The organism is Pygmaiobacter massiliensis (assembly GCF_900199435.1).
In the GTDB taxonomy this organism is placed as follows: domain Bacteria; phylum Bacillota; class Clostridia; order Oscillospirales; family Ruminococcaceae; genus Pygmaiobacter; species Pygmaiobacter massiliensis.
In genome coordinates, this window is sequence record NZ_OAML01000002.1 from 891,255 (window position 1) to 915,290 (window position 24,036).

A 24,036-nucleotide genomic window follows, 5' to 3' on the forward strand; every position below is an offset into this window, starting at 1 on the left:
AGGTAATATAATAAAAACGGCAAGCAACTGCAAAAATAAACGCCGCAGTACGGTGGCGGAACCGACTGCGGCGAAAAGAAGGAAGACGATAATAAATTTTTATTTGCCAAGCTGTGTTTCGATTTCAGCAATCGTGTGCATCATGGTCAGCGCACCCAAACGGCAGGTAATGCCGGAGGGATCCGCTGCGGGCAGAACTTCAACCAAATCTGCCGCAACAATTTTACCCATTTTTGCAATGCCGCTGATGATATCACAGACCTGGTCGTACCAAAGGCCGCCGGGATACGGCGACGCTACCCCCGGTGCAATCGACATATCAAAGCCGTCGATATCTACCGTTATGTAATAATTCTTCGCCTGCGGAATTTTGGAGAGAATGCCTTCTACGCCAAGGGCATGTGCTTCCCGTGCTGAAATTAGCACGCTGCCATAATTGCGCGCAGTTTCAAAATCTGTTTTTTTGCTGCTGCCAATACCGCGCAGGCCAATCTGTGCCATCGGACCAATATGCGGCATTTCAGACATCCGGCGCATTGGACTGCCATTGCCGTATTTCAGCGGGCCTACATGGTCTGCCCAGTCAAGGTGCGCGTCAAACTGCACCACACAAACCTCTTCGCCCAGCTCTTCGAGCGCCTTGCCGACCGGGGCGCTGATAGAGTGGTCACCGCCCAGCACAATGGGCACTGCCCCGGCGCGAAGAATCGCCTTAACTCCAGCAACTACGGCGTCAAAGGTATATTGCGGGTCTGCATGCAGAATGTCCGCATCGCCACAGTCCACCACTTTCAAGGGCGCGGCCAGACACTGGCGGTCTTTTTCAAAATCATAAAAGCCTGCATCGCCCCGCGCATACTGGGTAGATGCTTCGCGGATGCGGCGAGGGCCGAGCCTTGCGCCGCTCATATATCCAACTGCAAAATCGCAGGGCACACCAAGCACCGCAACGTCTGCATCCAAGGTAGAAAGATCAGTGCAAATCGGGTATTTGCCGAACGAACAGATGCCGGTAATCGGAAGATTTAAAGATTCCATAATACTCATTGCCTCCTAGAAAAACCGAGTGCCGACACCCCGATTGGCTGCCGCATTTTTCCTGCATCTTCGGTTTGAGCATAGTATAGCACCCCTGCATTTGGCTGTACATGGCAATTGTTTTGTGTTATAATGCATCTGCTTAACAGCGTTCGGAAAAAGAGCATTTTTGCTTTACAAAATTCGCTCCTGCAGAAAGGGCCGTTTTTTATGGATCAAACCGACATCAAAATCATGAATATTTTGCAGGAAGATTGCAAAACCACGACCCGCGAAATCGGCAAATTAGTCGGGCTTACAGCACCGGCCGTATCAGAGCGGGTAACGCGCCTGCGGGAAGCCGGGGCCATTACCGGTTTTCATGCCAAGCTCGACCCTGCGCAGCTTGGCAACCGTCTTTGTGCTTACATTATGATTAATGTGCCGCCCGAGAGTTACACTGCTTTTTGCGAATTTGCAGAAAAAAGCCCAATGATTGTGGAGCACCACCACATCATTGGGCCGAATAACGCATTATTGAAGGTGTGTGTGGCGGATGCCGCCGCACTGGAACAGCAGCTTGTAAAAATCCGAACCTTTGGGCTTTCACAAACTTCTGTGGTGCTTAACACCTATTTTGACCAAAAGCCGTTTGTGCTGGGTTAACCCGCAGCAGCCGTACGGCGTGTGAGTTTCAGCACCGAATCTAATGCTTTGATGCCCACAAGCTTGATAGGAATCATTGCCGCGCATTTCATTGCGCGCACCGGGATAAGCGCCAAAAAGGCTTTATCGGTTATCATAACAAGCCAAAGGGTGCTGAGCCCAAGCTGAATGAAAATATCAATTACGAGAATTGCGCAGAGTGTCCGTCCAACGGTCACTCTGTTTTTTTGTAAAAAGAAACCATATACCGCACCGGTCAGCGCCGCGCTAAGGGTAAAGCCGGGAAAATACGGTCCAATCGGAAACAGCGTTGCACCCAAAAAGTCGGCAATTCCCGCCCCTGCTGCGGCGTAGGCCGGACCATACAAAATGGCCATTGCGGCAAGCGGTAAAAATGAAAAGCTGATTTTCACAATCGGTGTTGCAATAGAAACAAAACGCGAGAGAATAATCTCCAGTGCAATCAAAAGTGCCATCTGTGCCAGACGGCGTACGGAAAAGCTATTGTTATTGTTCACGGTAAATTACCTCCCCATCTCGTGGCGAATCTCGCCCAGCATATACAAAGAACCGAATGCGCAGATGACATCGTCTGCCCCAGCCGCAGCTTTCGCCGCCGCAATGCCCTGCGTTACCGAGCCGCAGCTTTCTGCGGGAATGCCCGGATAAGCTGCGGACAGCTTTGCCCGCAATTGTTCTGCGGTAAGCGCACGCGGGCTGCCCGGCTGCACGGTATAAAAACATTTGGCAAGCGGTGCCACTGCATCTACTACGCCGTTAAAATCTTTATCGGCCAGCAGACCCATGAGAAAAATAATCTTTTTCTCACCGTACAGCTCACGCAGGGTGGCCGCGACCGTCTCTGCACACTGCGGGTTATGCCCGCCGTCCACGATAAAGACCGGCTCGGTCGAGAGCAGTTCAAAGCGCCCCGGCCACACTGTTGCGGCAAGCCCTTGGCGAATCGATTCTTCTGTAATGTTCCAGCCTTTTACTTGCAGTGCTTTCACCGTAGCAAGCGCGGTTGCCGCGTTCAGCCGCTGATGCGCGCCGACGAGCGGTAAGCGCAGGTGTTTAAGCTGCCGGTAATCAAACTGCTGGCCCGTAATGTCACCCTGCAAATAATGCAGTTCTTCGGGGTCGGCAACCGTCATTTCGGCTGCTGCTTCACTTGCAACTTTTGCTACAACGTCCAGCACAGACTGCTGCTGACCGCTTACAACTACGGCGCAACCGGGTTTGATGATGCCAGCTTTTTCTTGCGCTATCTTTTCCACCGTATCGCCGAGCATTTCAGTATGGTCGAGCCCAATGGTGGTGATAACCGCCACTTCGGTCGTGCGAACCACGTTGGTCGAATCCAGACGGCCGCCCATGCCCACTTCCAGCACGACAATATCGCATTTGCGGTAGGCAAAATAAAGAAAAGAGAGTGCGGTAACCAGTTCAAATTCGGTGGGGGGGGCCTCCATACCCTCTGCGGCAGTGCGCAGCTGCAAGGTTAGCTGTGCGACTTCCTCGTCGGTAATGGGGGTGCCGTTCACCTGCATTCTTTCGTTGAACCGATAAAGGCTGGGGGAGGTATTTAGACCGGTGCAATAACCTGCACTGGTCAAAACAGAGGCCACCATAGCGGCAGTAGAACCTTTGCCGTTGGTGCCTGCAATGTGTACGAACCGCAACTTGTCCTGCGGATCGCCGAGCCGCTTTAGCAGCTCTCGCGTTCTTTCCAGCCCAAGCCGGCTGCCTTGCCAGCTGGTACTGGTAATGTATTGCAATGCTTCACTATAATTCATCTGTGATCCCCTTCTTCGCTGTAACAGCTTCGTAGGTACGTTACTGATTTATGAGTTTTTGAGTTACGTTTGTAAAAATTTCTTCTGCGAGCTTGGCACCGCGAGCAACCTTCTCTTGGGTTTCACGGTTTAGCCGGTCGGCAAACTCCCGGTCTTTCATCATTTTGGTATTGATGTAGACATTGAGAGAAGCGCCCTCCAGCCCTGCCCTGCATGCGGTGGCAGAAACGCCTGCGTCGCTTACGGTAAGGGCAGAACCCTTTTGTGCAAACTCTGCGGTCACTTCCAATGCTGCAATGCACTGGTCCATGATTTCGGCGGGCACCAGCGCAGCTTCGCGCAGTACCTTTTCCATCACCTGTTGCTTTTGCGTTTTTTCCGCGTCGGTTGCAGAGGGCATACCGTAGGCTTTTGCCACCGGCTCAAATACCTCTGCATCACGCATCACAAGCGCAAGCAGCTCTGTTTGGATTGTTTGGCTTCGTGCCAGCAGTCGCTGAATATCCTCTTCTACCGCGGCATATTTCTTTTTGCCGGTCGTCAGGCTGCCCACCATACTGCCCAGTGCCATACCAATGGCACCAACCAGTGCAGAAGCACCACCGCCGCCGGGTACCGGTGCAGCTGAGGATAGCACGCGCACAAATTCTTCGCAGGAAAGTGCAGTTAATTTTTCCACTTTGTCACCTCCTAATCAAATGATTCAAAACCTCCTTTTCTTTGCATCTGTGGCACTGCCACGCAATGCAGCTTACCTGCGCTGTTAATTGTAGCAGTTTGCTGCGGTATTGAAAAGGGGGAAAAAACGGCGAGACGATTTTTTCGTCCCGCCATTTTATTCCATTGTTTAGGTGCCGAATTAGAACAGACCGATAATCTTGCCGTTTTCGTCTACGTCAATTTTTTCCGCAGACGGCACTTTGGGCAGACCGGGCAATGTCATAATATTGCCGGTAAGCGCCACGATAAAGCCAGCACCGGCTGAAACTTTAAGGTTACGCACCGTTACTTTAAACCCGGTGGGTGCACCGACAAGCGCGGCATTATCCGAGAAGCTGAACTGTGTTTTTGCCATGCAGATAGGTGCTTTGGAGAATCCGAGGTCGGTCAGCTGCTGCATCTGTTTTTTCGCTTCCGGGGTGAGCACAACACCATCGCCGTGATAGACGCGTTTGACAATCTCATTGAGCTTTTCTTCAATCGAGAGGTCATCGCCATACACAAAGCTGAAATTGTTCGGCTGCTCGCAGAGGCGTACAACCTCTTTTGCAAGCTCTTCGCCGCCTGCACTGCCTTTGCCATGTACTTCAGAAAGGGCAACGTTAACGCCAAGTTTACGGCATTTTTCTTCTACCAGCGCAAGTTCGGCTTCGGTGTCGGTCGGGAAGCGGTTAATTGCTACTACGCAGGGCAGGCCGTACACTTTGGTGACGTTCTCCACATGGCGCAGCAGGTTGGGCATGCCTTTTTCGAGGGCTTCGAGGTTTTCGGTACCCAGTTCCGTTTTGGGCATGCCGCCGTGCATTTTAAGGGCACGAACGGTAGCAACCAGCACAACTGCCGAGGGTTTCAGCCCGCCCATACGGCACTTGATGTCGATGAATTTTTCTGCACCGAGGTCTGCGCCAAAGCCGCCCTCGGTGATGGCGTAATCGCCCAGTTTCAGTGCCATGCGGGTTGCAATCAGCGAGTTGCAACCGTGCGCAATGTTGGCGAACGGCCCGCCGTGGATAAAGGCCGGGGTGCCCTCCAGTGTCTGGACGAGGTTTGGTTTCAGTGCATCTTTCAAAAGAGCCGTCATTGCGCCCGCTGCTTTCAGGTCGCCTGCAGTGACAGGCTGCTGGTCATATGTATAGCCTATAATCATGCGGGAAAGGCGCTCTTTCATATCGGAGATGTCTTTCGAGAGGCAGAGCACTGCCATGATTTCAGACGCTACGGTGATATCATAGCCATCTTCGCGGGTTGCGCCGTCCGTGCGGGCACCAAGGCCGTCTACGATGTTGCGCAGCTGGCGGTCGTTCATATCCACAACGCGTTTCCAGGTGATGCGCTTGGGATCAATGCGCAGTGCGTTGCCCTGATAGATGTGGTTATCCAGCATTGCAGCAAGCAGGTTGTTGGCCGCGCCGATGGCGTGGAAGTCGCCCGTAAAATGCAGGTTGATGTCTTCCATCGGAATAACTTGTGCGTAGCCGCCGCCAGCTGCACCGCCTTTTACACCGAACACAGGTCCGAGAGAAGGCTCACGCAGTGCCACTGCGACTTTTTTGCCAATGGCTTTGAGCGAATCTGCAAGGCCGACGGTGGTAGTGGTTTTGCCCTCACCTGCCGGGGTCGGGGTGATGGCGGTAACCAGTACCAGCTTGCCGTTGGGCTGCTGGGCAAGGTCGTTCAGCAAACGGTAATCCACTTTGGCTTTGTAGTTGCCGTACTGCTCCAGGTATTCATCGCCAATGCCATAAGCATGGGCAATTTCGGTAATTTTTTTCGGGGTGACAGACTGGGCGATCTCGATATCAGATTTCATTGGTCTTTTCCTCCGTTTTCTTCAGTTACAGTACACCGGCGGCCACTTCGGTCGCGGCAAGAATTTTCTTTTCAAAATCAACCGTCTTTCGTTCCAGTACTTCTACTTCTTTTGAAGTTTCAGCGACGAAAGCTTCGTCTTTGATGGATTGCAGATTGATTTTGACATTGAACAGTGCGCCAAGTGCTGCGGTGCGCGCCAACATGGTCGCGACGAGTGCATCAGTTACTGCGGTCTGGTTGCCTTTGTTCACCATCAGCTCTGCCACCGGCAAAATTTCGTAAGCAGCGTTTGCCACCGAAAGCGGTACCTTTACGGCAGCCTTCAGACCTTCTTGCATTGCTGCGGTGCGGGCTGCTTTTTCTTCTTCGGTTTCTTTCGGCAGGGTCAGTGCCTGCATATAGAGGTCAAACGATTCGCTGTCCCGCTGAATATCGAGCAGCAGCTGCTCTTGCAGCTTGCGCATCGGTGCTACGACGGCTTTCATCTCATCTTCTACTTCGGCATATTTCTTTTTGCCAATGGTCAAGCCCGCCACCATTTCGGCAAGGGCTGCGGCAAGCGCACCGGCAAGGGCAGAAATACTTCCGCCGCCCGGCACCGGCTCGTTAGAAGCAGTCAGCTGTGCGAATGCTTCTATTGTCATGTTTTTCATGGGCGTTTACCATTCCTTTCGGGTCGTTCGGCTTACAGGCGGGTTTCCAGCACCTGGTCCATCTTAAAGTCTTCGATCTGCAGGTAGTATTCGGCACAATCCACAAGTGCTGCCATCGGGGTAAGGCCAATCACTTCGCTGCCGACCACGTTGACACCATAGCGGCGGGCTTCCATTTTAACCGTTTCAAACACACGGTAAACCGCAGTTTTAGTGTAGTCGGTCAGGTTCATCGAAACCTGTGCGAGATTGCGGTCTTCAAGCATAACGCCCATGGCTTTGACAAAGCGGAAGCCGCCATTCATAAACCGAACTTTGCGGGCAATCTGGTTGGCAATTTCAAGGTTCGGGGTGTCGAGATTGATGTTGAAAGCAACCAGCGGCATACGTGCGCCAATTGCGGTAACACCACCGGTGGGATGAATGGTTTCGGGGCCAAAGTCGGGTTTCCACATCGTCTGGTCCTGCATTTTTTCTGCCATACCCTCAAACTGGCCTTTGCGAATGGTCGCAAGGTTCTCACGGTGGGGCGCAGTGGCGGACTTTTCATACAGGAAGAACGGCTGGCCAAATTTTTCTGCTGCAATTTTTGCAGTTTCTTTTGCCACAGCATCTGCCTCGTCGATGGTGACATTGCGGATAGGTACAAAAGGAACGACATCTACGCAGCCCATGCGGGGATGCTGGCCTTCGTGTTTGGTCATGTCAATCAGCTCGATGGATTTGCCGATGGCCTCTACCATGGCATCGCGCAGGGGTTCGGGCTCGCCAATTACGGTGACAACGCTGCGGTTATGGTCTGCGTCAGAGGTATAGTCCAGCAGTTTAACGCCCTGTTTGCCGCGGAAGCAATCCACGATTTTTTCTACTTTGGCAAGGTCTCTGCCTTCGCTGAAATTCGGAATGCATTCAATAATCTTATCCATGGTAATTCTCCTTTATTTCTCTAAAACAATTTCGCCGTTTTTCATTACCTTTTCCACGAGGTTAATTGCCGTGTGGTAGGGCAAAAAGTGAATGGACGGATATTTCAGGAAGATAATGTCCGCCTGTTTGCCTGGCTCCAGACTGCCTACACGGTCTGCCCTATCTACCGCTGCCGCACCATTGATGGTGAGCGCCGTGATGACCTCTTCTACCGAGAGGCCCATATAGATGCAGGACAAAGCGATGAGTAGTGGAATCGAGTTGGTGAAGCAGCTGCCGGGGTTTAGGTCACTTGCCACTGCAACTGCTGCGCCTTCGTCAATCATTTTGCGGGCACGGGCGAACTCTTCCTTAAGGCAGAAAGCGGTGGCGGGCAGCACGGTGCAGATAGCACCTGCTTTTGCCATATCCGCAATGCCCTGATCCGATGCTTTGAGCAGGTGGTCGGCAGAGAAAGCACCTACCTCTGCGGCAAGCTCTGCGCCGCCCAGCTGCACCATTTCATCGGCATGAATTTTCAATTTAAAGCCCATCTTTTTGGCTTCGTTCAGGTAGTAGCGAGAATCTTCGACCGAAAAGACATTTTTCTCGGTAAAAATATCTGCAAACTCTGCAAGGTCTTCTGCGCGCACCTGCGGCATTACCTCGTGCAGCATCATATCGATAAATTCACGCTCGCGGCCTTTATACTCGGGCAGCACGCTGTGAGGGCCAAGGAAGGTGGAAACAATATCGACCGGCTGCAGCTTACCAAGTTCTTTCATGGCACGCAGTTGTTTCAGCTCGGTCTCCTTGTCCAGGCCATAGCCGCTTTTGCCTTCTACGGTGGTAACACCAAATTCCAGCATGCGGGCCAACCGGTCCTTGCCCTCAGCAACCAGCTCTTCCATTGTGGCATTGCGGGTTTTGGTTACGCTGGCATTGATGCCGCCGCCCCGCTCCATAATAGACATATAGCTGTCGCCGCGCAGCCGCCAGGAGAATTCATCTGCACGGTAACCGCCGAACACAAAATGGGTATGAGAATCCACGAATCCCGGCAGGACAGTTTTGCCTGTGGCATCGATGACCTCGCAGCCGGACAGGTTGAACCGGGAGGAAAGTTCTTCTGTGGTGCCAACTGCGACGATTTTGTCGTCTTCAATCAGCACCGCACCGTCCTCGATTAGCCCGATGTCGGACATCTCTTTGCCGTATTTCGGGGCTTTGCCCCGGCAGGTTACCAGCTCTGCAGCATGGCAGATGAATTTTTTGCTCATTGGTTTGCTTCCTTTCTTCGCATTGGGCCGGCCCCGCTTTACAGCGGGGCCATGCGCCATGCGCAACCATTGAAGAGAGGGTGTTGTATCTTCTGGTTTTGTTATTTCACAATTTTCTCGTAGGTCTTTTCAATCAGCTCATCCGAAGCGATATACGGCATCGTGATGTAGTCCTGACCATCGCGGCTCTTGTTGTACTCTGCCACGGTTTCGATAGAATGCTCGCAGCGTGCCCAGCTTCTTCTTGCAACACCAATCATGGTATCCCAGGGGATAGAAGCCATCAGAATTTCATCAACACGCTCGCTGCCGTCCAGCACCATGCCAAAGCCGCCGTTGATGGATTTGCTGATGCCAACGCCGCCGCCGTTGTGGAGCGCAACGAGGCTCATGCCGCGTGCAGCATTACCTGCATAGCACTGCACTGCCATATCTGCGGTAATGTTACTGCCGTCGTAGATGTTGGAAGTCTCACGGTACGGAGAATCGGTTCCGCCGGTGTCATGGTGGTCACGGCCAAGCATAACAGGGCCGATTTCGCCATTGCGAACCATCTCGTTGAAGCGCAGGGCAATGTCGCGGCGGCCGAGTGCATCCTGATAAAGGATACGGCACTGGGTGCCAACAACCAGTTTGTTCTTCTCTGCATCGCGAATCCAGATATAGTTATCGCGGTCCTGCCCACGGCGGTTCGGGTTGATAATTTCCATTGCCGCATGGTCGGTTTTGTGCAAATCTTCCGGTTTGCCAGAGAGGCAGCACCAGCGGAACGGGCCGTAGCCGTAGTCAAACAGCATCGGTCCCATAATGTCCTCAACGTAAGACGGGAAGATGAAACCTTCGCTGGTATCCACACCGTTTTTGGCAATGTCTTTTGCACCGGCATCAAAAACGGCTTTCATAAAGGCGTTGCCGTAGTCGAAGAAGTAGGTGCCGCGCTCTACAAGGGTTTTGATGAGGTGGAAGTGCTTAATGAGGGATTCATCAACCAGCTTGCAGAAACCGTGTTTGTCATTTTTCAGCATTTCAGTGCGCTGGTCAAAGGTAAGGCCCTGCGGGCAGTAGCCGCCGTCATAAGGTACATGGCAGGAGGTCTGATCAGAAAGCAGCTCTACATGCACGTTGTTATCTACTGCATATTGCAGCAGGTCAACGATATTGCCGTGGTAAGCAATGGAAAGTGCTTCTTTCTTTTCCATTGCTTCGTGAGCCCATGCAAAGGCCTGCTGAATGTCGTCGGTAACTTTGCCTACCCAGCCCTGTTCGTGACGGGTTTCGATGCGGGAAGCGTCTACCTCTGCCACGATGCCGACACCGTGTGCAATCTCGATGGCTTTGGGCTGTGCGCCGCTCATGCCACCGAGGCCGGAGGTGATGAAGAGGTGTCCGCGCAGGTCACCGTCTTCGGGGATGCCCAGCTCTTTGCGGCCGGCGTTGAGCAGGGTGTTGAAGGTGCCGTGCACGATGCCCTGCGGTCCGATGTACATCCACCCGCCCGCGGTCATCTGGCCGTAGCTCGAGCAGCCCATTGCGGTTGCTTTCGCCCAGTCTTCCGGGTCATCGAACATGCCAATCATCAAGCCGTTGGTGATTACCACCCGCGGGCTGGTTTTGTGAGATTTGAAAAGTCCCATCGGGTGACCGGACATCATAACGAGCGTCTGCTCTTCAGTCATCACTTCAAGGTATTTTTTAATGAGCTGGTACTGCATCCAGTTCTGGCAGACCTGACCGGTCTCACCGTAGGTAACCAGTTCATAAGGATACAGCGCAACTGCATGGTCGAGGTTGTTGTCGATCATCACCTGAAAGGCTTTTGCCGCAACACAGTTGCCCTTGTACTCATCAATGGGTTTGCCATAGATGCGGTCTTTCGGCATGAAGCGGTAGCCGTAAATGCGGCCACGGGTCATCAGCTCTTCCAAAAATTCGGGTGCAAGCTGCTCATGCAGCTCTTCCGGCACATAGCGAAGCGCATTTTTGAGCGCAAGTTTGCTCTCTCTCTCATTCAAGGTCAGCTCACGCTTGGGTGCGCGGCGTACCCCTTCTTTAAATTCGGGGTATTCCGGAAGCACCGGGTCCAGTTTTACAGTCATGGCGTTGGCAATATCAAAATTATTCATCATGGCGGTCGGCCTCCTTTTTTCTAAATTCTAACATGCGAATGTCTAAAGAACGTCTATAAACGTCTATTCAGATACAAATTTTTTTAACTTTTCGCAAATTTATAGATGATTTTTCCAAAATGTGTTGTATACTGAGAGCAAGAAACACTCGTAACCGTCTATTTCTTAGTCTACCCACGAAAAAGTCAAGGAGGAAAATCGATGCCCAAAATCACGTTTAAGTTATTGCAGACCCCGCTTATTTTATTAGACGATAAGGTTGTGCAGTTGCCTTTCAAAAAAGCCGAGGCGCTGCTTTACTGTCTTGCTATCAAAAAAAACATGACACGAGAACAGGCGGCTGCTTTGCTTTGGGATGCAGACGATGCACAGGTTTCAAAGAAAAACCTGCGGCACACCCTTTATACCATTAAAAAGGCTTTTGATTTAGAGGTCATCGTTTCTCCTAAAAAGCCCCTCCTTGCACTTAATCCAGAGTTTACTTATGACATTGATTATGACCGTTTTTTGGCAAGCGATGGCCTCGAGCTTTACGAGAACGAATTATTGCAGGGCTTTGATTTAAAAAATGCAGAAGCATTCGAGGAGTGGCTCGCTTTGGAGCGCACCTCTTTAAAAGACAGCTATCTGCGGCGCTTGTACGACCGAATGCTGCAAACCCCGCAAAGTAATGTTTCTGCGATGGAGTCACTCTTTTTCCGATATACTAAAGAAGATCCGCTGGAAGAGCGCATCTATCTGCTGATGATGGAATGCTATCAGAAGAATAATCTTTTCCACAAAGGCATCAAAGTTTACCAAAACATCAGCAAACTGCTGAATAACGAGCTGCGTATTGCCCCGTGTGCCGAGCTGACTACCCTGCACCGTGAACTGTTGAGCTCGTGGACAGAATCCAGCACTGCCGACCCAGAGCCGGAGGCCACCCCTATTATTGGGCGCACCCAAGAGATGCAGTATCTAATGAAAGCATATCACTCATTTTTGCTTGGCAACCCTACCGCCATCTGCCTTCTAGGCGATAATGGCGTAGGCAAAACCTATTTGATGAACCACTTTTTAGATAATGTGGACGGCGATGCCTGCATCGTGCTGCGCACCATCTGCTTTCAGGCAGAACGCGAATTTACGTTGCAGCCCTGGAACAGCATTATGCTTCAGCTTGACAGCTACATACGCAAAAACAATATCCATGTACCAGCCAGCTACATGAGCCATATCAGCAACCTGTTTCCGCTGTTTGGCGATAACGCACTTTCTTCCCAGGTGCCGGAAGACGTAATGACCTCGTACAACTACCGCACCACCCGCAACAGTATTTTAAAGTTATTTTCGCTGATTGGTGAAGAAACCCCAATTGTTTTGTTTTTTGACAACCTGCAATTTATGGATACGCTGAGCCTGGAACTGCTTTCGCTGATTATCCGCGAGCGCAACCCGAACCTTTTCTGCATCGGCACCTGCCTGGATGTGCAGCCGCCTTTGGTGCAAAAGCAGCTAAATGCGCTGATTCGAGAAAAGTTTTTGACGCAGCTTGTGCTGGAGCCTTTCACCGAGCAGGCAGTGGGCCAGATTATTGCCGACCGCTTAGGTGCCGGCGCGCTCAACGAGCAGATTATCCACCACATTTATCAGGATTCTGAGGGCAATGGCTTCTTTCTGGATATGCTGCTTAGCTACCTTTCAAGCGATGGAACCAACAAGCTTTCGCTGCCTGCAAATCCGCAGGAGATTTTGCTGGAACGGGTAGAGGAGCTTTCCACCGATTCTCGCCAGATGCTCGATACCATTTCCATCTGTCCAGGGTACATTACACTGGAAATCGTCGAGTTTATCTTTAACCGCGACACGCTCGAAATTATCGAATTGATTGACGACCTCAAGCAGCACGGACTGGTAAGAGAAAAGGTTGCAGAGGGACAGATTCGTTTCCAGTTCCGACACAACAAGATGCAGGATTTCGTACACTCTCTGCTCTCGCCTGCAAAGCGCCGACTGTTACACGCACGCGTTGCCACCTATTACGAGCAAGCAGCCATTCTGCACAATAACTCGTGGTATCAAAGCCTGCTTTACCATTACGCGCAGGCTGGCAACGATGCAAAAGTGCTGCAATACAAAATTTTGAGCCTTGCCGATTATTCTCGGTTTAATTACGAGCTTTACCCCATTTTGCAGCCACAGAAGGACTCGGATTTGGAAGCACCCAAACAGCTGACCACCTACTTTGACCAATTAACCGCCGAACTGATTCGCCTGTACAATTATCAGCCCAGTGCCATGGATTTCAGCGAACTGGAAAGCCGCCTTTATCTCGTCGTAGGCAAATACTATATCTCGCAGGGCGAATATAAAAAAGGCATCGAGGCAATTCACCGCGGGCTTGCACAAAATCGTTATCTCGAAGAGCATCCCGAAATTCACATTTCTTACCTGCGTCAACTTACTTTCTACGGCATACAGACCTGGAATACCGAGTTGATGCGCGAAAACATCGAAAAAAGTATGGGCATCGCTTCGGCACACCGGCTAAATACCGAGTGCGCGACCGAATGTCGCCTTTATGGACTCTATCTTTCGATGTGCGGACGTTATGAGGAAGCCCGCGAAAAATTGCATCAGGCAATTACCCTGTTCCAGACCTCGCCGTTGGAAGGCCAAAACTATGCACTGAACGTGGCGGCTTGCTACAACTATCTCGGCGAAGCAGAGCGCAAGCAGGGCCACTTTGCGGCTTCTTTGGACTTTTACGACCGTGCTATCGAAATTTGCAGTGACCGCCGCTATCCTCAAAACCCCACTTTCTTTTCAAACAAAGCCCGCAGCCTATGGGCACTTGGGCAAAAAGAAGAAGCCGCTTCCGTATTTTTGCGTGCCAGTGATCTGTATGACGCCTCTACCATTCTTGTTGGGCGTGCAATTGCCAAGTCATATTGTGCGCGGGTTTACGCTGTACGCGGCGATGCAAAAAGTGCGCTTAAACTTTTGGAGGAAGCAAAAAACAGTGCTCAGATGATTCGTTCGCCGTTCTCTCTTGGCATCGTTGCGCACACACAAGCTGTACTGTTAAAACTGTACCCCGAAATCTTCACTGCCGCTCTCCAGCATTCTGCGGCGGATTATGAAGCAGCTGCCAAAGAACTGCTTGGCCCGCTGCCCGGCGCCTACGAGCTAGAGGAACAACTGGACCCAGTACCCGCAGTATTATAAACGAAAAAAAGACGCTTTTATGGTATCGTCAAGGTAAGATGATTTGCTGTAAATGCGAAGAGCAAATTCTGACATTACAACAGGAAAGGACGTTCGTATGAAGCTCTCTTTTTACCTTGCCGACCCCGCAGGCAATTTGACGATTTTCGTGACCACGCCTGTCCCCCCGCAAGATATTGCACCAATTGCTGCGCGGCTGCTGGCCCTGCCCGAATACCATGCCGAGCAGGTGGCATTTCAGGTATCGCCGCAGCAAGGCGGCGCGGGCAGAATCCAAATGATGGGCGGTGAATTTTGTGGCAATGCCACCCGCAGCTTCGGCTATCTGCTTAGTATGCTTTCCCCTGCTCACCCGCAAACGGTGGCAGTAGAAATCAGTGGTGCAGAACTGCCGCTGACAGTGGAAATTGACCACAAAAAAGGCACCTGCAAAACGCAGATGCCTTTACTCGCCGAAACCAAAACGGTTACTTATCTTGGCGAAACGTTCGATGTCATGATTTTTGATGGCATTGTACATACTATTGTTCCGGGCCAGCCCCGCACAGAAGAGTTTGTGCGGGGGCTGATTGCCGCAGTGCAGCAAATGGCGCCGAGCGATGCGTACGGTGTAATGTTCCTCACCGCGCCAGACCAGCTAGTGCCTGCCGTTTATGTTTGCGACACCCACTCTCTTGTATGGGAGAGTAGCTGTGGCAGTGGCTCGATTGCCTGTGCCACACATTTGGCTTTGCCGCTGCCAGGCGGCACTTATGAGTATGAGTTCCATCAGCCCGGCGGTATTATCGAGGCAACTGTTGGCATTAAAAACGGCAAGGTTATCCTTTGCCAAATGGGCGGGCCGGTTGCAATATCTCCGCTGATGACAGCAGATGTGGCACTATAACGCCAGGTGGCTCACAGCCAGCTTCATCTGTTTACCGGTGGCTGGCCGCACTGCAATTGTCTCTCCGCTATAATCTTCTATGACCATGAGTTCGGTTTCGCCGAGTTCATGGTCATTTATTTTCCCGCTGCCTGCTATCACGTACAGTACAATCATCTCTTTGCCAAGCATTTCAGGCATCAACAGATCGGTGTCGCCTTCTGCTTCCACGCAGGAAAGGCGCCCTTTTGCGCCGTTGCAGGTCATCAGGTTAAAGTCCCGCACTTTGCCATAGCTTTCGGTTTCCCACTCACCGGGAAAAGCATCAACATCTGCAAACGGACGCATCACTCTTTCGCGATGGCCTTTATGAACCAGTTTCATTTCACCCTCAAGCAGCATCAGCTTGCGTTGTACCCCTGGCAGCGAAGTAAACATCGAGTGCTCTACCTCCACCGTCGCGCTGCTGATGCGCACATCAAAGCGCCGCGCGGAATAGTCGCCATCGGGCGGGTAAATAAACAGCTCTGTGGTCTTGCCGCCAGACCATTCGGTCGTTTTGTAGTCCATGCTGTTTTTGATTGTCATCTTCATCTCTCAAGCCATCTCTTTCTCTGAATTTGTCTCAGTTTGGAATTTATTGCAATCCGCTTTCTCTGTAATAAAAGCACAGAAACCTCGATTTAAAGCATTCATCACAATTTGTCTTTTAAGGCGAGAAAACCTGACACAGAAGTGTCAGGTTTTCTTCGCTTCACATTACAGGAACTGAGCACCAATGATCGCGGCAATCATCAGCGGAATGTTGTAGTGCAGGAATGTCGGTACGCAGGTATCCCAAATATGGTTGTGCTGACCGTCTGCATTCAAACCACTCGTTGGTCCAAGCGTGGTGTCAGAAGCGGGCGAACCTGCATCGCCGAGCGCTGCCGCAGCAGACATCAGAAGGATGGTTGCTGCCGGGCTGAAACCGATTTGCTGGCAAAGGGGTACGTACAGAACTGCAAGAACAGGCACAGTGCCAAAAGAAGTACCGATACCCATCGTAACCAGCAGGCCGATGAGGGTAATCATAGTAGCTGCAACCAGTTTGCTGCCACCCATCAGGCTAACAGAACCCTGAACCAGTGCGTCAACCGCGCCAGTGTCTTTTAACACCTGGCCGAAGCCGCCTGCTACCAGCATAACAAAGGCGATAAAGCCCATCAGTTTAATGCCGCCGGCAAACTGGTCGTCCAACTCGTTGAATTTGATAGCGCCGGTGAGAATCATAACGAGCAAGCCGCCCATCGCAGCAATCGGCAGAGAGCTGAATTTCAGCTGAAGACCGACCATGACCAGAATGGCAATAATCGTAAACCAATGGCGAGGCTGAAGTTTCATTTCTTCTTCGCTCATCACATGGTCAGAAACCAGAACATCCTGGTATTCGCGAGGTTTCCGATAGGAGATAAAAAGCGCAATGCACAGACCTACGATCATTGCAATGCCAAGAATCCAGTTAACTCTCCAGACATCACTCACTTTTACAGGCATGCCGTTTGCAGTCATGTTATCTGCAATGATGCCCTGGAAAATGAGGCCGAAGCCAATCGGTAAGGTGATGTACGGTGCTTTCAAACCGAAAGCCAGTGCGCAAGCGGCACCACGACGGTCGATTTTAAGCTTGTTCATCAAAATAAGCATCGGGGGAATCAAGATGGGAATGAAAGCAATATGTACCGGAATTGCGTTCTGCGAAAGGCAGGCGATGATGACAAGCGAGAACAGAAGCACCATTTTTTTGTCGCCAATGGCTTTGGTCAGCTTCTGTCCAAGAATGTCAACAATGCCGGTAGTGGCCATTGCAGTTGCAAAGGTACCCAGCAGAACATAGGCCAGCGCCGTTTCTGCGTTGCTGCCGAAGCCAGCAAGCAAAGAGCCCATTGTACCCATAAGGCCCAGGCCACCTACCAGACCACCGGCGAAAAGAGAGATGAGCATTGCAAACAGAATGTTCATCTTGAGAAGGCAAAGCACGCATAACAGAACCACAGCTACAATTACAGGGTTTAACATGTTTTCTTCCTCCATTTCATTTTTTATCAAATTTAGTCTGCTAAAAAGCAGCCACAAACCGCCGGTGCGTACACCATCTTGCAGGTGATGGTTTGGCACCGTGCGGTTGCCGCCCGGCTGCCTTTAGGGCGCAAGACTAAAATTCAATCGCAGAAGCGGACTTTTCCACACTTTCCACAAGGCTGCCATCAATGATGGTTTCCTCGCATTTGTTGATGTCCTCATAAAGCGGACGATCTTCTTCCAGTTTCGCAACCTGTGCACGGATGATATCGTATGCTGGTTTGGTGCCAACACCCATCCCTTTATCGCCACGCATATCAATGGCCTGGCAGGCGCACATCAGTTCCATTGCAAGTACACGGCGTGCATTGCCCAAAATCTCACGTGCTTTACGTGCGGCAATGGTGCCCATGCTTACATGGTCTTCCTGGTTTGCAGAAGACGGAATGCTATCGACACTGGCAGGGTGAGCCAGCACTTTATTTTCAGAAACAAGCGCAGCAGCCGAGTACTGCACAATCATAAATCCAGAGTTTACACCACCATCTTTGGTGAGGAAAGCAGGCAGACCACTGAGTGCCGGGTTAACGAGACGCTCGATGCGGCGCTCAGAAACGTTTGCAAGCTCTGCAACCGCAATACCCAGGAAGTCGAACGGCAGTGCCATCGGCTGGCCATGGAAGTTGCCGCCGGAGATGCCTTCCATGGTATCTTTAAGGATAATCGGGTTGTCAGTAACCGCATTGATTTCAATTTCAACTTTCTGTTTGACGAAGTTGATCGCATCCTTGCTTGCACCGTGAATCTGTGGTACGCAGCGCAGAGAGTAAGCGTCCTGCACACGAATCTGGCCCTGACGGGTGGTATTTTTACTGCCGTCAATCAGCTGTCTCAAGATGCGCGCAGTGTCCATCTGCCCTTTGTGCGGACGGATGACATGAATACGCGGATCCAGTGCATCTTCTACGCCGTTGTGTGCCTCAAAGCTGAGTGCTGCGGCGATGTCTGCAACTTTGATTAGCTCCAGTGCGTCATACACAGTCAGTGCGCCGGTTGCGGTCATAACCTGAGTGCCGTTAATCAGTGCAAGGCCTTCTTTAGCGCCCAGTTCAATCACGGGGATACCTGCGCGGCGCATGGCTTCTCCGCCATCGAGAACTTCGCCCTGATACTCTGCTTTGCCAAGGCCAATCATCGGCAGCACTACATGAGCAAGCGGGGCAAGGTCGCCGGAAGCGCCAAGCGAGCCTTTTTGCGGAACAACAGGAGTAACGCCTTTGTTCAGCATATCAATCATGGTCTGGACAGTTTCCATTCTCGCGCCGGAGAAACCTTTGGCCAGATTGTTGATGCGAAGAAGGATGATGCCGCGCGCTGCATCACGCGGGAAGGGATCGCCAGCGCCAACAGCATGGGTTATGATGAGGTTTTTCTGCAACAGCTTGCATTCATCGGCATTGATTACAACATCGCTGAATTTACCAAACCCAGTGGTAACGCCATAGACCACGCGATCTTCGTCTACAATCTGTTCTACCACTTTGCGAGATTCTTCAATATTGCGCTTCGCGGTGTCCGACAGGGCTACAGGGGCGTCGTGACGGCAAACCAGTGCAACCTCTTCCAGTGTCAAATCTTGACCGGTTAAAATTACTGTTTTCATATGTGCGATCTCCTTTATGTAATTTGTTTTAGTCAAAAATGTCATATTTTTTGTTCTTGGTTCAAATTATACAGGCAGCGTGTCTAAAAATCGTCAAAAGCCTCCGGCTCGGTGCTGTGCTTTTGTAACGTTTATTGACGTTTTTCTGAAATTTTCTAATTTACCTAATGATTTCTCTTCTTATTTTTACATATTTCACCGCAGAAAAAAAGAGAAATGGCTCATTTTTGCTTATTTTTGCATTTGACGCAGTTGGTCCCTTGTTCACGCACAATTACAGTTTTTTGTCTTTTATAAGTATATTAAGGTGCAAAATCAGGTTTTCGCAAGACTCGCTTTCTTTCGCCTTATTTTCTTTTCCGTGTTTCGCTGGATGGAATTCCATGTATTTTAGGATGTACAGACGAAAAAAAGATGAAACTTTATAACGGTAACGTACTAGTGTTTTATCGTTTTATTGTGGCTGCTGCTTTTCTTTTGTTTTGGTCACAATTGTAAACTTAAAGTTGCGGTTCAAAGTTCTACATTTTCGTTTCGATTTTACGTTTTTTTCTTTGCACCAGCAGCACAAAAAGCAGCTCTGCAAAAACAGCTTCGTAATTTTGCATAAAAGCATATTTTTTTCAAAAAAGGACTTGCAAATCAGCAATTTATGAGGTATACTATTGGGGCAGTAAAGAATATTCCTCCTTAGCTCAGTCGGTAGAGCATGCGGCTGTTAACCGCAGGGTCGTTGGTTCGAGTCCAACAGGGGGAGCCAAACGGAAGACACACTTTTTAGTGTGTCTTTTTTGTTTGCCCTTTGCAAGCTTACTGGGCAACTTTTAAATAGCGAGATTAGCTACTTTTTCAACAACCAAGCAACATGATTCTTGCTTGTTGAAAGCTTTAAGTTATACCGGTCTGCAAATTCCAATAATTCGCTCTCGCCTTCTAGTTAGCCCCTTTCCGCCGACCAAAAATCTTTAGCATCAACACCATGTGGTAACTCTCTAAAATATGAGATAAAAAAACCGGGCAGCCGCAATCTGTGGATGCCCGGTTTTTATCAATTGTTTTTATAACTTATTTGGTGAAGTTATCAAAATATCCTTTGACCAAGATAATCGGGGTGCCTTTGTCGCCGCTGCCCGAAGTCAGGTCGCAGAGCGAACCAATCAGGTCCGTTAAGCGGCGCGGGGTGGTGCCCTGAGAAACCATTTTGCCCACGAGGTCCTGATCTTTGTGGCGGATATAGTCGGAGATTGCTGCCTTCAGCTCTTCGCCGCGCAAATCCGCAAAATCATTATCTGCAAGGTACTTCAGCTTTACTTCGTTCGGCTGACCTTCCAGACCCTCGGTATAAGCAGGGCTAACCACGGGGTCAGCAAGCTCCCAGATTTTGCCGATGGGATCCTTGAATGCACCGTCGCCGTAAATCATGGCCTCAACTTTGACGCCGGTTTTTTCCTGCAGACCTTGCTGAATCGCGTCTACCACTGGCTGGCAATTGCGGGGGAACAGCTTAACCGAGTTTTCGGTCGCTTTGTTGCTGCCCAGCAAGCCATAGTTTTCGTTAAAGCCGCTGCCGTTTACCGAAGCAGTCATAATTTCATCCAAGCCATACACTTTAGCCGCACCAGCAGCCTTCAGCAAACGCTTGGTACGAGCACGGGTATGAATATCGCAGCAAAGCACGTTTTTGGTGTAGTCCAAAATAGCGCGGCAATCGTTTGCAAGGATAATCTCGACTTCGCAGCCTGCGTCTTGAATCAGCTCTTTATAAAATGCAAGATAGTCCACACCGGTGAACGGATGCACACGATAGCCAAACAATTCGCGGAATTTTTCTTCGGTCAGCACATCATTCCACGGATTGACGCCTTTCTCGTCCAGCAGGTCCAGATCGACCAAATGGTTGCCCACCTCATCGGAAGGATAGCTGAGCATCAGCACGATCTTTTTCGCGCCGCCAGCAATGCCTTTTAAGCATACCGAAAAACGGTTGCGGCTGAGAATCGGGAAAATCACGCCAACGGTTTCGTCGCCAAATTTATTGTGAACATCCTGTGCAATCTGCTCTGTAGTAGCATAGTTGCCCTGTGCGCGTGCAACAACAGCTTCGGTTACTGCAACTACGTCTTTTTCATTCAATGAAATACCGGCCTGTTCGGTCGCCTGAACAACGCTGTCCACGACGATCTTTGCAATGTCATCGCCCTGTCTGATGATAGGTGCGCGTACGCCCATTGATACCGTTCCGATAAGTCTTTCCATTGTTTGACCATCCTTTCTGGGATCGGTCACCTGCTGCCGCAGCAGCTTTTGCAAAAGCACCGATCCATCGCCTGCGCGGCTTGGCGCAGGGTTACCCTCTCTAGTTCGATGCACTCCTACCTCACACAAGGAGGAGTACACTATATTTTATCAATTTGCCCCTTAATTGTCCAGAAAAACTTATTGTTCGAATATTAAGGTGGCATTTTAAACGAATAGCTGACAACAAGGGGCAAACAGTATGGGCAAAAAAGGAATCTCGAGACCGGTAAACGCTCCTGGCAGTATAATGCTAAAATCTGATTTCACTTTGATATTCGTAGGTTCCCCCTAAATTGTCCTCAATCTGGGTCAAAAAGTAACCGCTGCTTTGGCCGTATTGCCAGGGCACAACTTCAGAAAACTGCGTATAAAATGTAGTTCCACTTAAAGCATCCGTCGCGGTCATTCCATTGTTTTCACCTAAGTCGAGTATATCATCGATTCCTACAATCGGTTCTGTTTTAATCGTTTTGCCATCTACGATTAGGCTTACCGTTCCTTTGATAGGATAAAGATTAATTTTTCTGCTGTCACTATAAATAAATTCCAGTGCTGTTTGTACTTCGCCAGAAATAGAAAGCCCCGAAGAGGTTCGCGACAGCTGCCCTATAAAATCGCTGTTCCCTGTCATCTGGTAACTGCTGAGCAAATAGCTGAGATCATCCAGAAGAATTGGCTGCGTCTGAGTGCCTTGTTGCATAAAAAAGTAGAGCTTCATGGACGGTTCCAGCGGTACTTCCAGTTCCGCTGTAAAGGCACCATCCAGTTGCTGCGCGTCAGCGGTAACGGTATTTGTACTGCCCTTCACACTAATCTGTGCTGTTGTATCGGCTGTAAAATTCAGCGGCACGACACTAACTTTAATGGTTAACGTTTTAGATTCCTGGTTGTAAGCAACCTCCTCTAATTGGTAATCCGTCACCTCTTTAGTCGTCTCTGCGGGAGATGGCATATAAATGGTTTGCGCTCCGCGGCTGCGCAGTTCTGTTACAGCTGCTTGCAGCTCTAATATCTGCACCTGCTGCCATATTAACATTGCTATTAAGCCAATCGGCAAAACCGCAGCACCGGCTGCAAGTATCCATTTTTTGTGCGCCTGTGTCGATTGTGCTTTAATGCCAGTATCGTTGGGAGGGATGTCAGATTCGTCCACCTCCGCTGATTCTTTATCTGGCTCGAGCAATACATCCACCGAAACGTCAAAAATACGAGAAAGCTCTTTCAAATTTTCAATGCTTGGGGCTGAGCTGTCGGCTTCCCATTTAGAAACTGCCTGGCGCGAAATCCCCATTTGCTCCGCAAGGTCTTCTTGGCTTAAATGTGCTTTGCGGCGTAATGCCGTAATCTTTTGGCCTCGTGTCATAATGTCTTCCTCCTGATAGTTTGGCTGCCTTTATTGTATCGGGCGAAGTATTTGCAAGACCACCAACTTCTCGTTTCCTTTTGTCAACTGCCAGTTGCATTTACCTTTTTCAACTACAATAAGTATTAATTCAATTATTTTCTACTATTTTTTCAGTTTTTCGCTGCGGGTATCTCTATTCTGTTATCTCGACCTGATTTCCTTCTGGATCTAAAAAGCAAGCTTCATAGTAGCCGTCCCCGGTCACGCGAGGCCCGCTAATCAATGGAATTCCATCTCGCTGCAGCCTGGCGGCTACCGCATCCACCGCCTCTTTGGTACCCAAGCTAAAAGCCAGATGTGCCCAGCCTGTTTGCAGCAATACTTTTTCATTCGCCACCAAATCCGGTCGGGTCATTAGTTCTAATCGGGTTTCCCCTGCAAATTCTAAAAAATAAGTTTGAAGGCCAGTGGCAGGGTTATGATAACGAGAAGAATCAATTCCGCCAAAATACTTTTTGTAGAATTCTTTCATTTGTTCCAAATTGGAAACATAGAGCGCAATATGTTGAATTTTCATATATTCTCTCCTTTTCTCTGCAACAAATCAGCTTACCTTTTATCATATCACAAACTTGAATGGGTGAAAACCACCGTCTTTATTCGCTTTTATTTTTCAGCTTATTATCTATAAAAGTAGAATTTCTGCTAATTTATGCAAAAGCAGCCACTAACCACTTGCTTGAGGTACGTACAACCTTTTATAATAAGAAGAAACACTACATTGGAGGAATTCTATGATAAAAGCAGTCTTTCATATCGATGATGCTGAGCGGTGGCAAATGGTCTTTAAAAATGTAGAAAACTTACTCGCCTATTATGCAGACAAATCCGAACTTGCTCAGATTGAAATCGTCAGTAACGGAAACGCTGTTGTTCCCTTGGCGCAAAAAGATGTCGCATTTTCGGCTGCGGTGGAGACACTTACACAAAAAGATGTGCTAGTTTGCGCCTGCGCTAATGCATTGCGCGGGTGGGAAATTTCTGCAAAAGATCTGCTTCCCAACGTTAATATCGTCCCCGCGGGCGTAGTGGAACTTGTAGAAAAGCAGAGAGACGGCTATGCATATATTAAACCGTAGCACTAGTAACATTTTTACTTCTGGTTTTCTAAAATTTTTACAGTAATCAACTGTCAGACGTTACTCTCGTATAAGTAGCACTCCATTTCTCGCGTGAGCGGTGCGTATATTGCGCAATGTCTTCGCCGTACAAAATCACAAAGCGTTTGGGGCGGCAAATGTACACCCAAACGCTTTCCACTTTTTCAGTCAACAACCATTTTGAAGTATTAGGCAAACTTTTTAGAATTCATCAAACAAAACACATACATATTAGCTCTATTAAAACTGAATTTTTAACTTTATTGTGCTTTAAGCACTTGTTTTTATGAATGCGAAGACAAATAAAAAGCCTCTGTACAATCGTACAGAGGCTTTTGGTGACCCGTGGGAGAATCGAACTCCCGTTTGCGGCGTGAGAGGCCGCCGTCTTGACCGCTTGACCAACGGGCCATAAAAAAGAAAAAGAGCCGGCACCTACCTATCCTCCCGGGTCGTCT

General features: G+C 49.8%; 19 protein-coding genes and 2 tRNA genes. 5 read left to right on the top strand and 16 right to left on the bottom strand.

Annotated features, from left to right (window positions below; translation table 11 throughout):
- Positions 1 to 99 precede the first annotated feature (99 nt).
- Positions 100 to 1,038, bottom strand: coding sequence for an agmatinase (locus C1A11_RS04345; RefSeq protein ID WP_102049174.1), 939 nt, complete (start codon positions 1,036 to 1,038; stop codon positions 100 to 102).
- Positions 1,039 to 1,248: 210 nt separating this feature from the next.
- Between C1A11_RS04345 and C1A11_RS04350 the strand changes: the two genes are divergently transcribed.
- Complete coding sequence (locus C1A11_RS04350) at positions 1,249 to 1,683, top strand: Lrp/AsnC family transcriptional regulator (RefSeq protein ID WP_102049175.1); 435 nt, start codon at positions 1,249 to 1,251, stop codon at positions 1,681 to 1,683.
- Here the strand turns inward: C1A11_RS04350 and C1A11_RS04355 are convergent.
- The 8 genes from C1A11_RS04355 to C1A11_RS04390 form a co-directional block, all read right to left on the bottom strand.
- Positions 1,680 to 2,201 carry a folate family ECF transporter S component gene (locus C1A11_RS04355; RefSeq protein WP_242965808.1) on the bottom strand — a complete coding sequence of 174 codons (522 nt, stop codon included), beginning with the start codon at positions 2,199 to 2,201 and terminating at the stop codon, positions 1,680 to 1,682. The two genes, C1A11_RS04350 and C1A11_RS04355, sit on opposite strands and share 4 nt — an antisense overlap.
- Positions 2,202 to 2,207: 6 nt before the next feature.
- On the bottom strand, positions 2,208 to 3,479 hold the full coding sequence (locus tag C1A11_RS04360) for a bifunctional folylpolyglutamate synthase/dihydrofolate synthase (RefSeq protein WP_102049176.1): 1,272 nt from the start codon (positions 3,477 to 3,479) through the stop codon (positions 2,208 to 2,210).
- 40 nt (positions 3,480 to 3,519) lie between these two features.
- A complete protein-coding gene (locus C1A11_RS04365) occupies positions 3,520 to 4,158 on the bottom strand; it encodes a cyclodeaminase/cyclohydrolase family protein (protein ID WP_102049177.1) in 639 nt (212 codons plus the stop codon).
- A gap of 180 nt (positions 4,159 to 4,338) precedes the next feature.
- Positions 4,339 to 6,009, bottom strand: coding sequence for a formate--tetrahydrofolate ligase (locus tag C1A11_RS04370; protein ID WP_102049178.1), 1,671 nt, complete (start codon positions 6,007 to 6,009; stop codon positions 4,339 to 4,341).
- Between the two features lie 25 nt (positions 6,010 to 6,034).
- Entirely contained in the window at positions 6,035 to 6,664 is a 630-nt protein-coding gene (locus C1A11_RS04375; RefSeq protein WP_102049179.1) for a cyclodeaminase/cyclohydrolase family protein, read from the bottom strand.
- 32 nt (positions 6,665 to 6,696) lie between these two features.
- On the bottom strand, positions 6,697 to 7,590 hold the full coding sequence (ftcD, locus tag C1A11_RS04380; protein WP_102049180.1) for a glutamate formimidoyltransferase: 894 nt from the start codon (positions 7,588 to 7,590) through the stop codon (positions 6,697 to 6,699).
- A gap of 12 nt (positions 7,591 to 7,602) precedes the next feature.
- Positions 7,603 to 8,850, bottom strand: a complete 1,248-nt coding sequence (hutI, locus tag C1A11_RS04385; protein WP_102049181.1) for an imidazolonepropionase — start codon at positions 8,848 to 8,850, stop codon at positions 7,603 to 7,605.
- 101 nt (positions 8,851 to 8,951) lie between these two features.
- On the bottom strand, positions 8,952 to 10,973 hold the full coding sequence (locus tag C1A11_RS04390) for a urocanate hydratase (protein WP_102049243.1): 2,022 nt from the start codon (positions 10,971 to 10,973) through the stop codon (positions 8,952 to 8,954).
- 204 nt (positions 10,974 to 11,177) lie between these two features.
- Here C1A11_RS04390 and C1A11_RS04395 point away from each other — a divergent pair, with 204 nt between their 5' ends.
- Both C1A11_RS04395 and C1A11_RS04400 read left to right on the top strand, forming a co-directional pair.
- On the top strand, positions 11,178 to 14,186 hold the full coding sequence (locus C1A11_RS04395; protein ID WP_102049182.1) for an ATP-binding protein: 3,009 nt from the start codon (positions 11,178 to 11,180) through the stop codon (positions 14,184 to 14,186).
- Between the two features lie 97 nt (positions 14,187 to 14,283).
- Complete coding sequence (locus tag C1A11_RS04400) at positions 14,284 to 15,072, top strand: histidine racemase CntK family protein (RefSeq protein ID WP_102049183.1); 789 nt, start codon at positions 14,284 to 14,286, stop codon at positions 15,070 to 15,072.
- Here the strand turns inward: C1A11_RS04400 and C1A11_RS04405 are convergent.
- The 3 genes from C1A11_RS04405 to hutH all read right to left on the bottom strand — a co-directional run bounded on the left by C1A11_RS04405 (position 15,067) and on the right by hutH (position 18,775).
- Positions 15,067 to 15,645 carry a HutD/Ves family protein gene (locus C1A11_RS04405; RefSeq protein ID WP_102049184.1) on the bottom strand — a complete coding sequence of 193 codons (579 nt, stop codon included), beginning with the start codon at positions 15,643 to 15,645 and terminating at the stop codon, positions 15,067 to 15,069. The genes C1A11_RS04400 and C1A11_RS04405 overlap by 6 nt on opposite strands.
- Positions 15,646 to 15,810: 165 nt before the next feature.
- Positions 15,811 to 17,109, bottom strand: a complete 1,299-nt coding sequence (locus C1A11_RS04410) for a Na+/H+ antiporter family protein (protein WP_242965810.1) — start codon at positions 17,107 to 17,109, stop codon at positions 15,811 to 15,813.
- A 136-nt stretch (positions 17,110 to 17,245) separates the two neighbouring features.
- The gene (gene hutH, locus C1A11_RS04415) at positions 17,246 to 18,775 is read right to left on the bottom strand and encodes a histidine ammonia-lyase (RefSeq protein ID WP_102049185.1); all 1,530 of its coding nucleotides are present in this window, start codon (positions 18,773 to 18,775) and stop codon (positions 17,246 to 17,248) included.
- A gap of 684 nt (positions 18,776 to 19,459) precedes the next feature.
- Between hutH and C1A11_RS04420 the strand changes: the two genes are divergently transcribed.
- Positions 19,460 to 19,535, top strand: a tRNA-Asn gene (locus C1A11_RS04420).
- 305 nt (positions 19,536 to 19,840) lie between these two features.
- Here the strand turns inward: C1A11_RS04420 and C1A11_RS04425 are convergent.
- The 3 genes from C1A11_RS04425 to C1A11_RS04435 form a co-directional block, all read right to left on the bottom strand.
- Positions 19,841 to 21,031, bottom strand: coding sequence for a coenzyme F420-0:L-glutamate ligase (locus C1A11_RS04425; RefSeq protein WP_102049186.1), 1,191 nt, complete (start codon positions 21,029 to 21,031; stop codon positions 19,841 to 19,843).
- Between the two features lie 292 nt (positions 21,032 to 21,323).
- Positions 21,324 to 22,436, bottom strand: coding sequence for a helix-turn-helix domain-containing protein (locus tag C1A11_RS04430; protein ID WP_102049187.1), 1,113 nt, complete (start codon positions 22,434 to 22,436; stop codon positions 21,324 to 21,326).
- Positions 22,437 to 22,611: 175 nt separating this feature from the next.
- Positions 22,612 to 22,995 carry a VOC family protein gene (locus tag C1A11_RS04435; RefSeq protein ID WP_102049188.1) on the bottom strand — a complete coding sequence of 128 codons (384 nt, stop codon included), beginning with the start codon at positions 22,993 to 22,995 and terminating at the stop codon, positions 22,612 to 22,614.
- A gap of 217 nt (positions 22,996 to 23,212) precedes the next feature.
- Here C1A11_RS04435 and C1A11_RS04440 point away from each other — a divergent pair, with 217 nt between their 5' ends.
- Positions 23,213 to 23,557: a DsrE family protein gene (locus C1A11_RS04440; RefSeq protein WP_102049189.1), complete on the top strand. Its 345-nt coding sequence runs from the start codon at positions 23,213 to 23,215 to the stop codon at positions 23,555 to 23,557.
- Positions 23,558 to 23,914: 357 nt separating this feature from the next.
- Here C1A11_RS04440 and C1A11_RS04445 read toward each other — a convergent pair.
- A tRNA-Glu gene (locus tag C1A11_RS04445) sits at positions 23,915 to 23,989 on the bottom strand.
- Between the last annotated feature and the right edge of the window lie 47 nt (positions 23,990 to 24,036).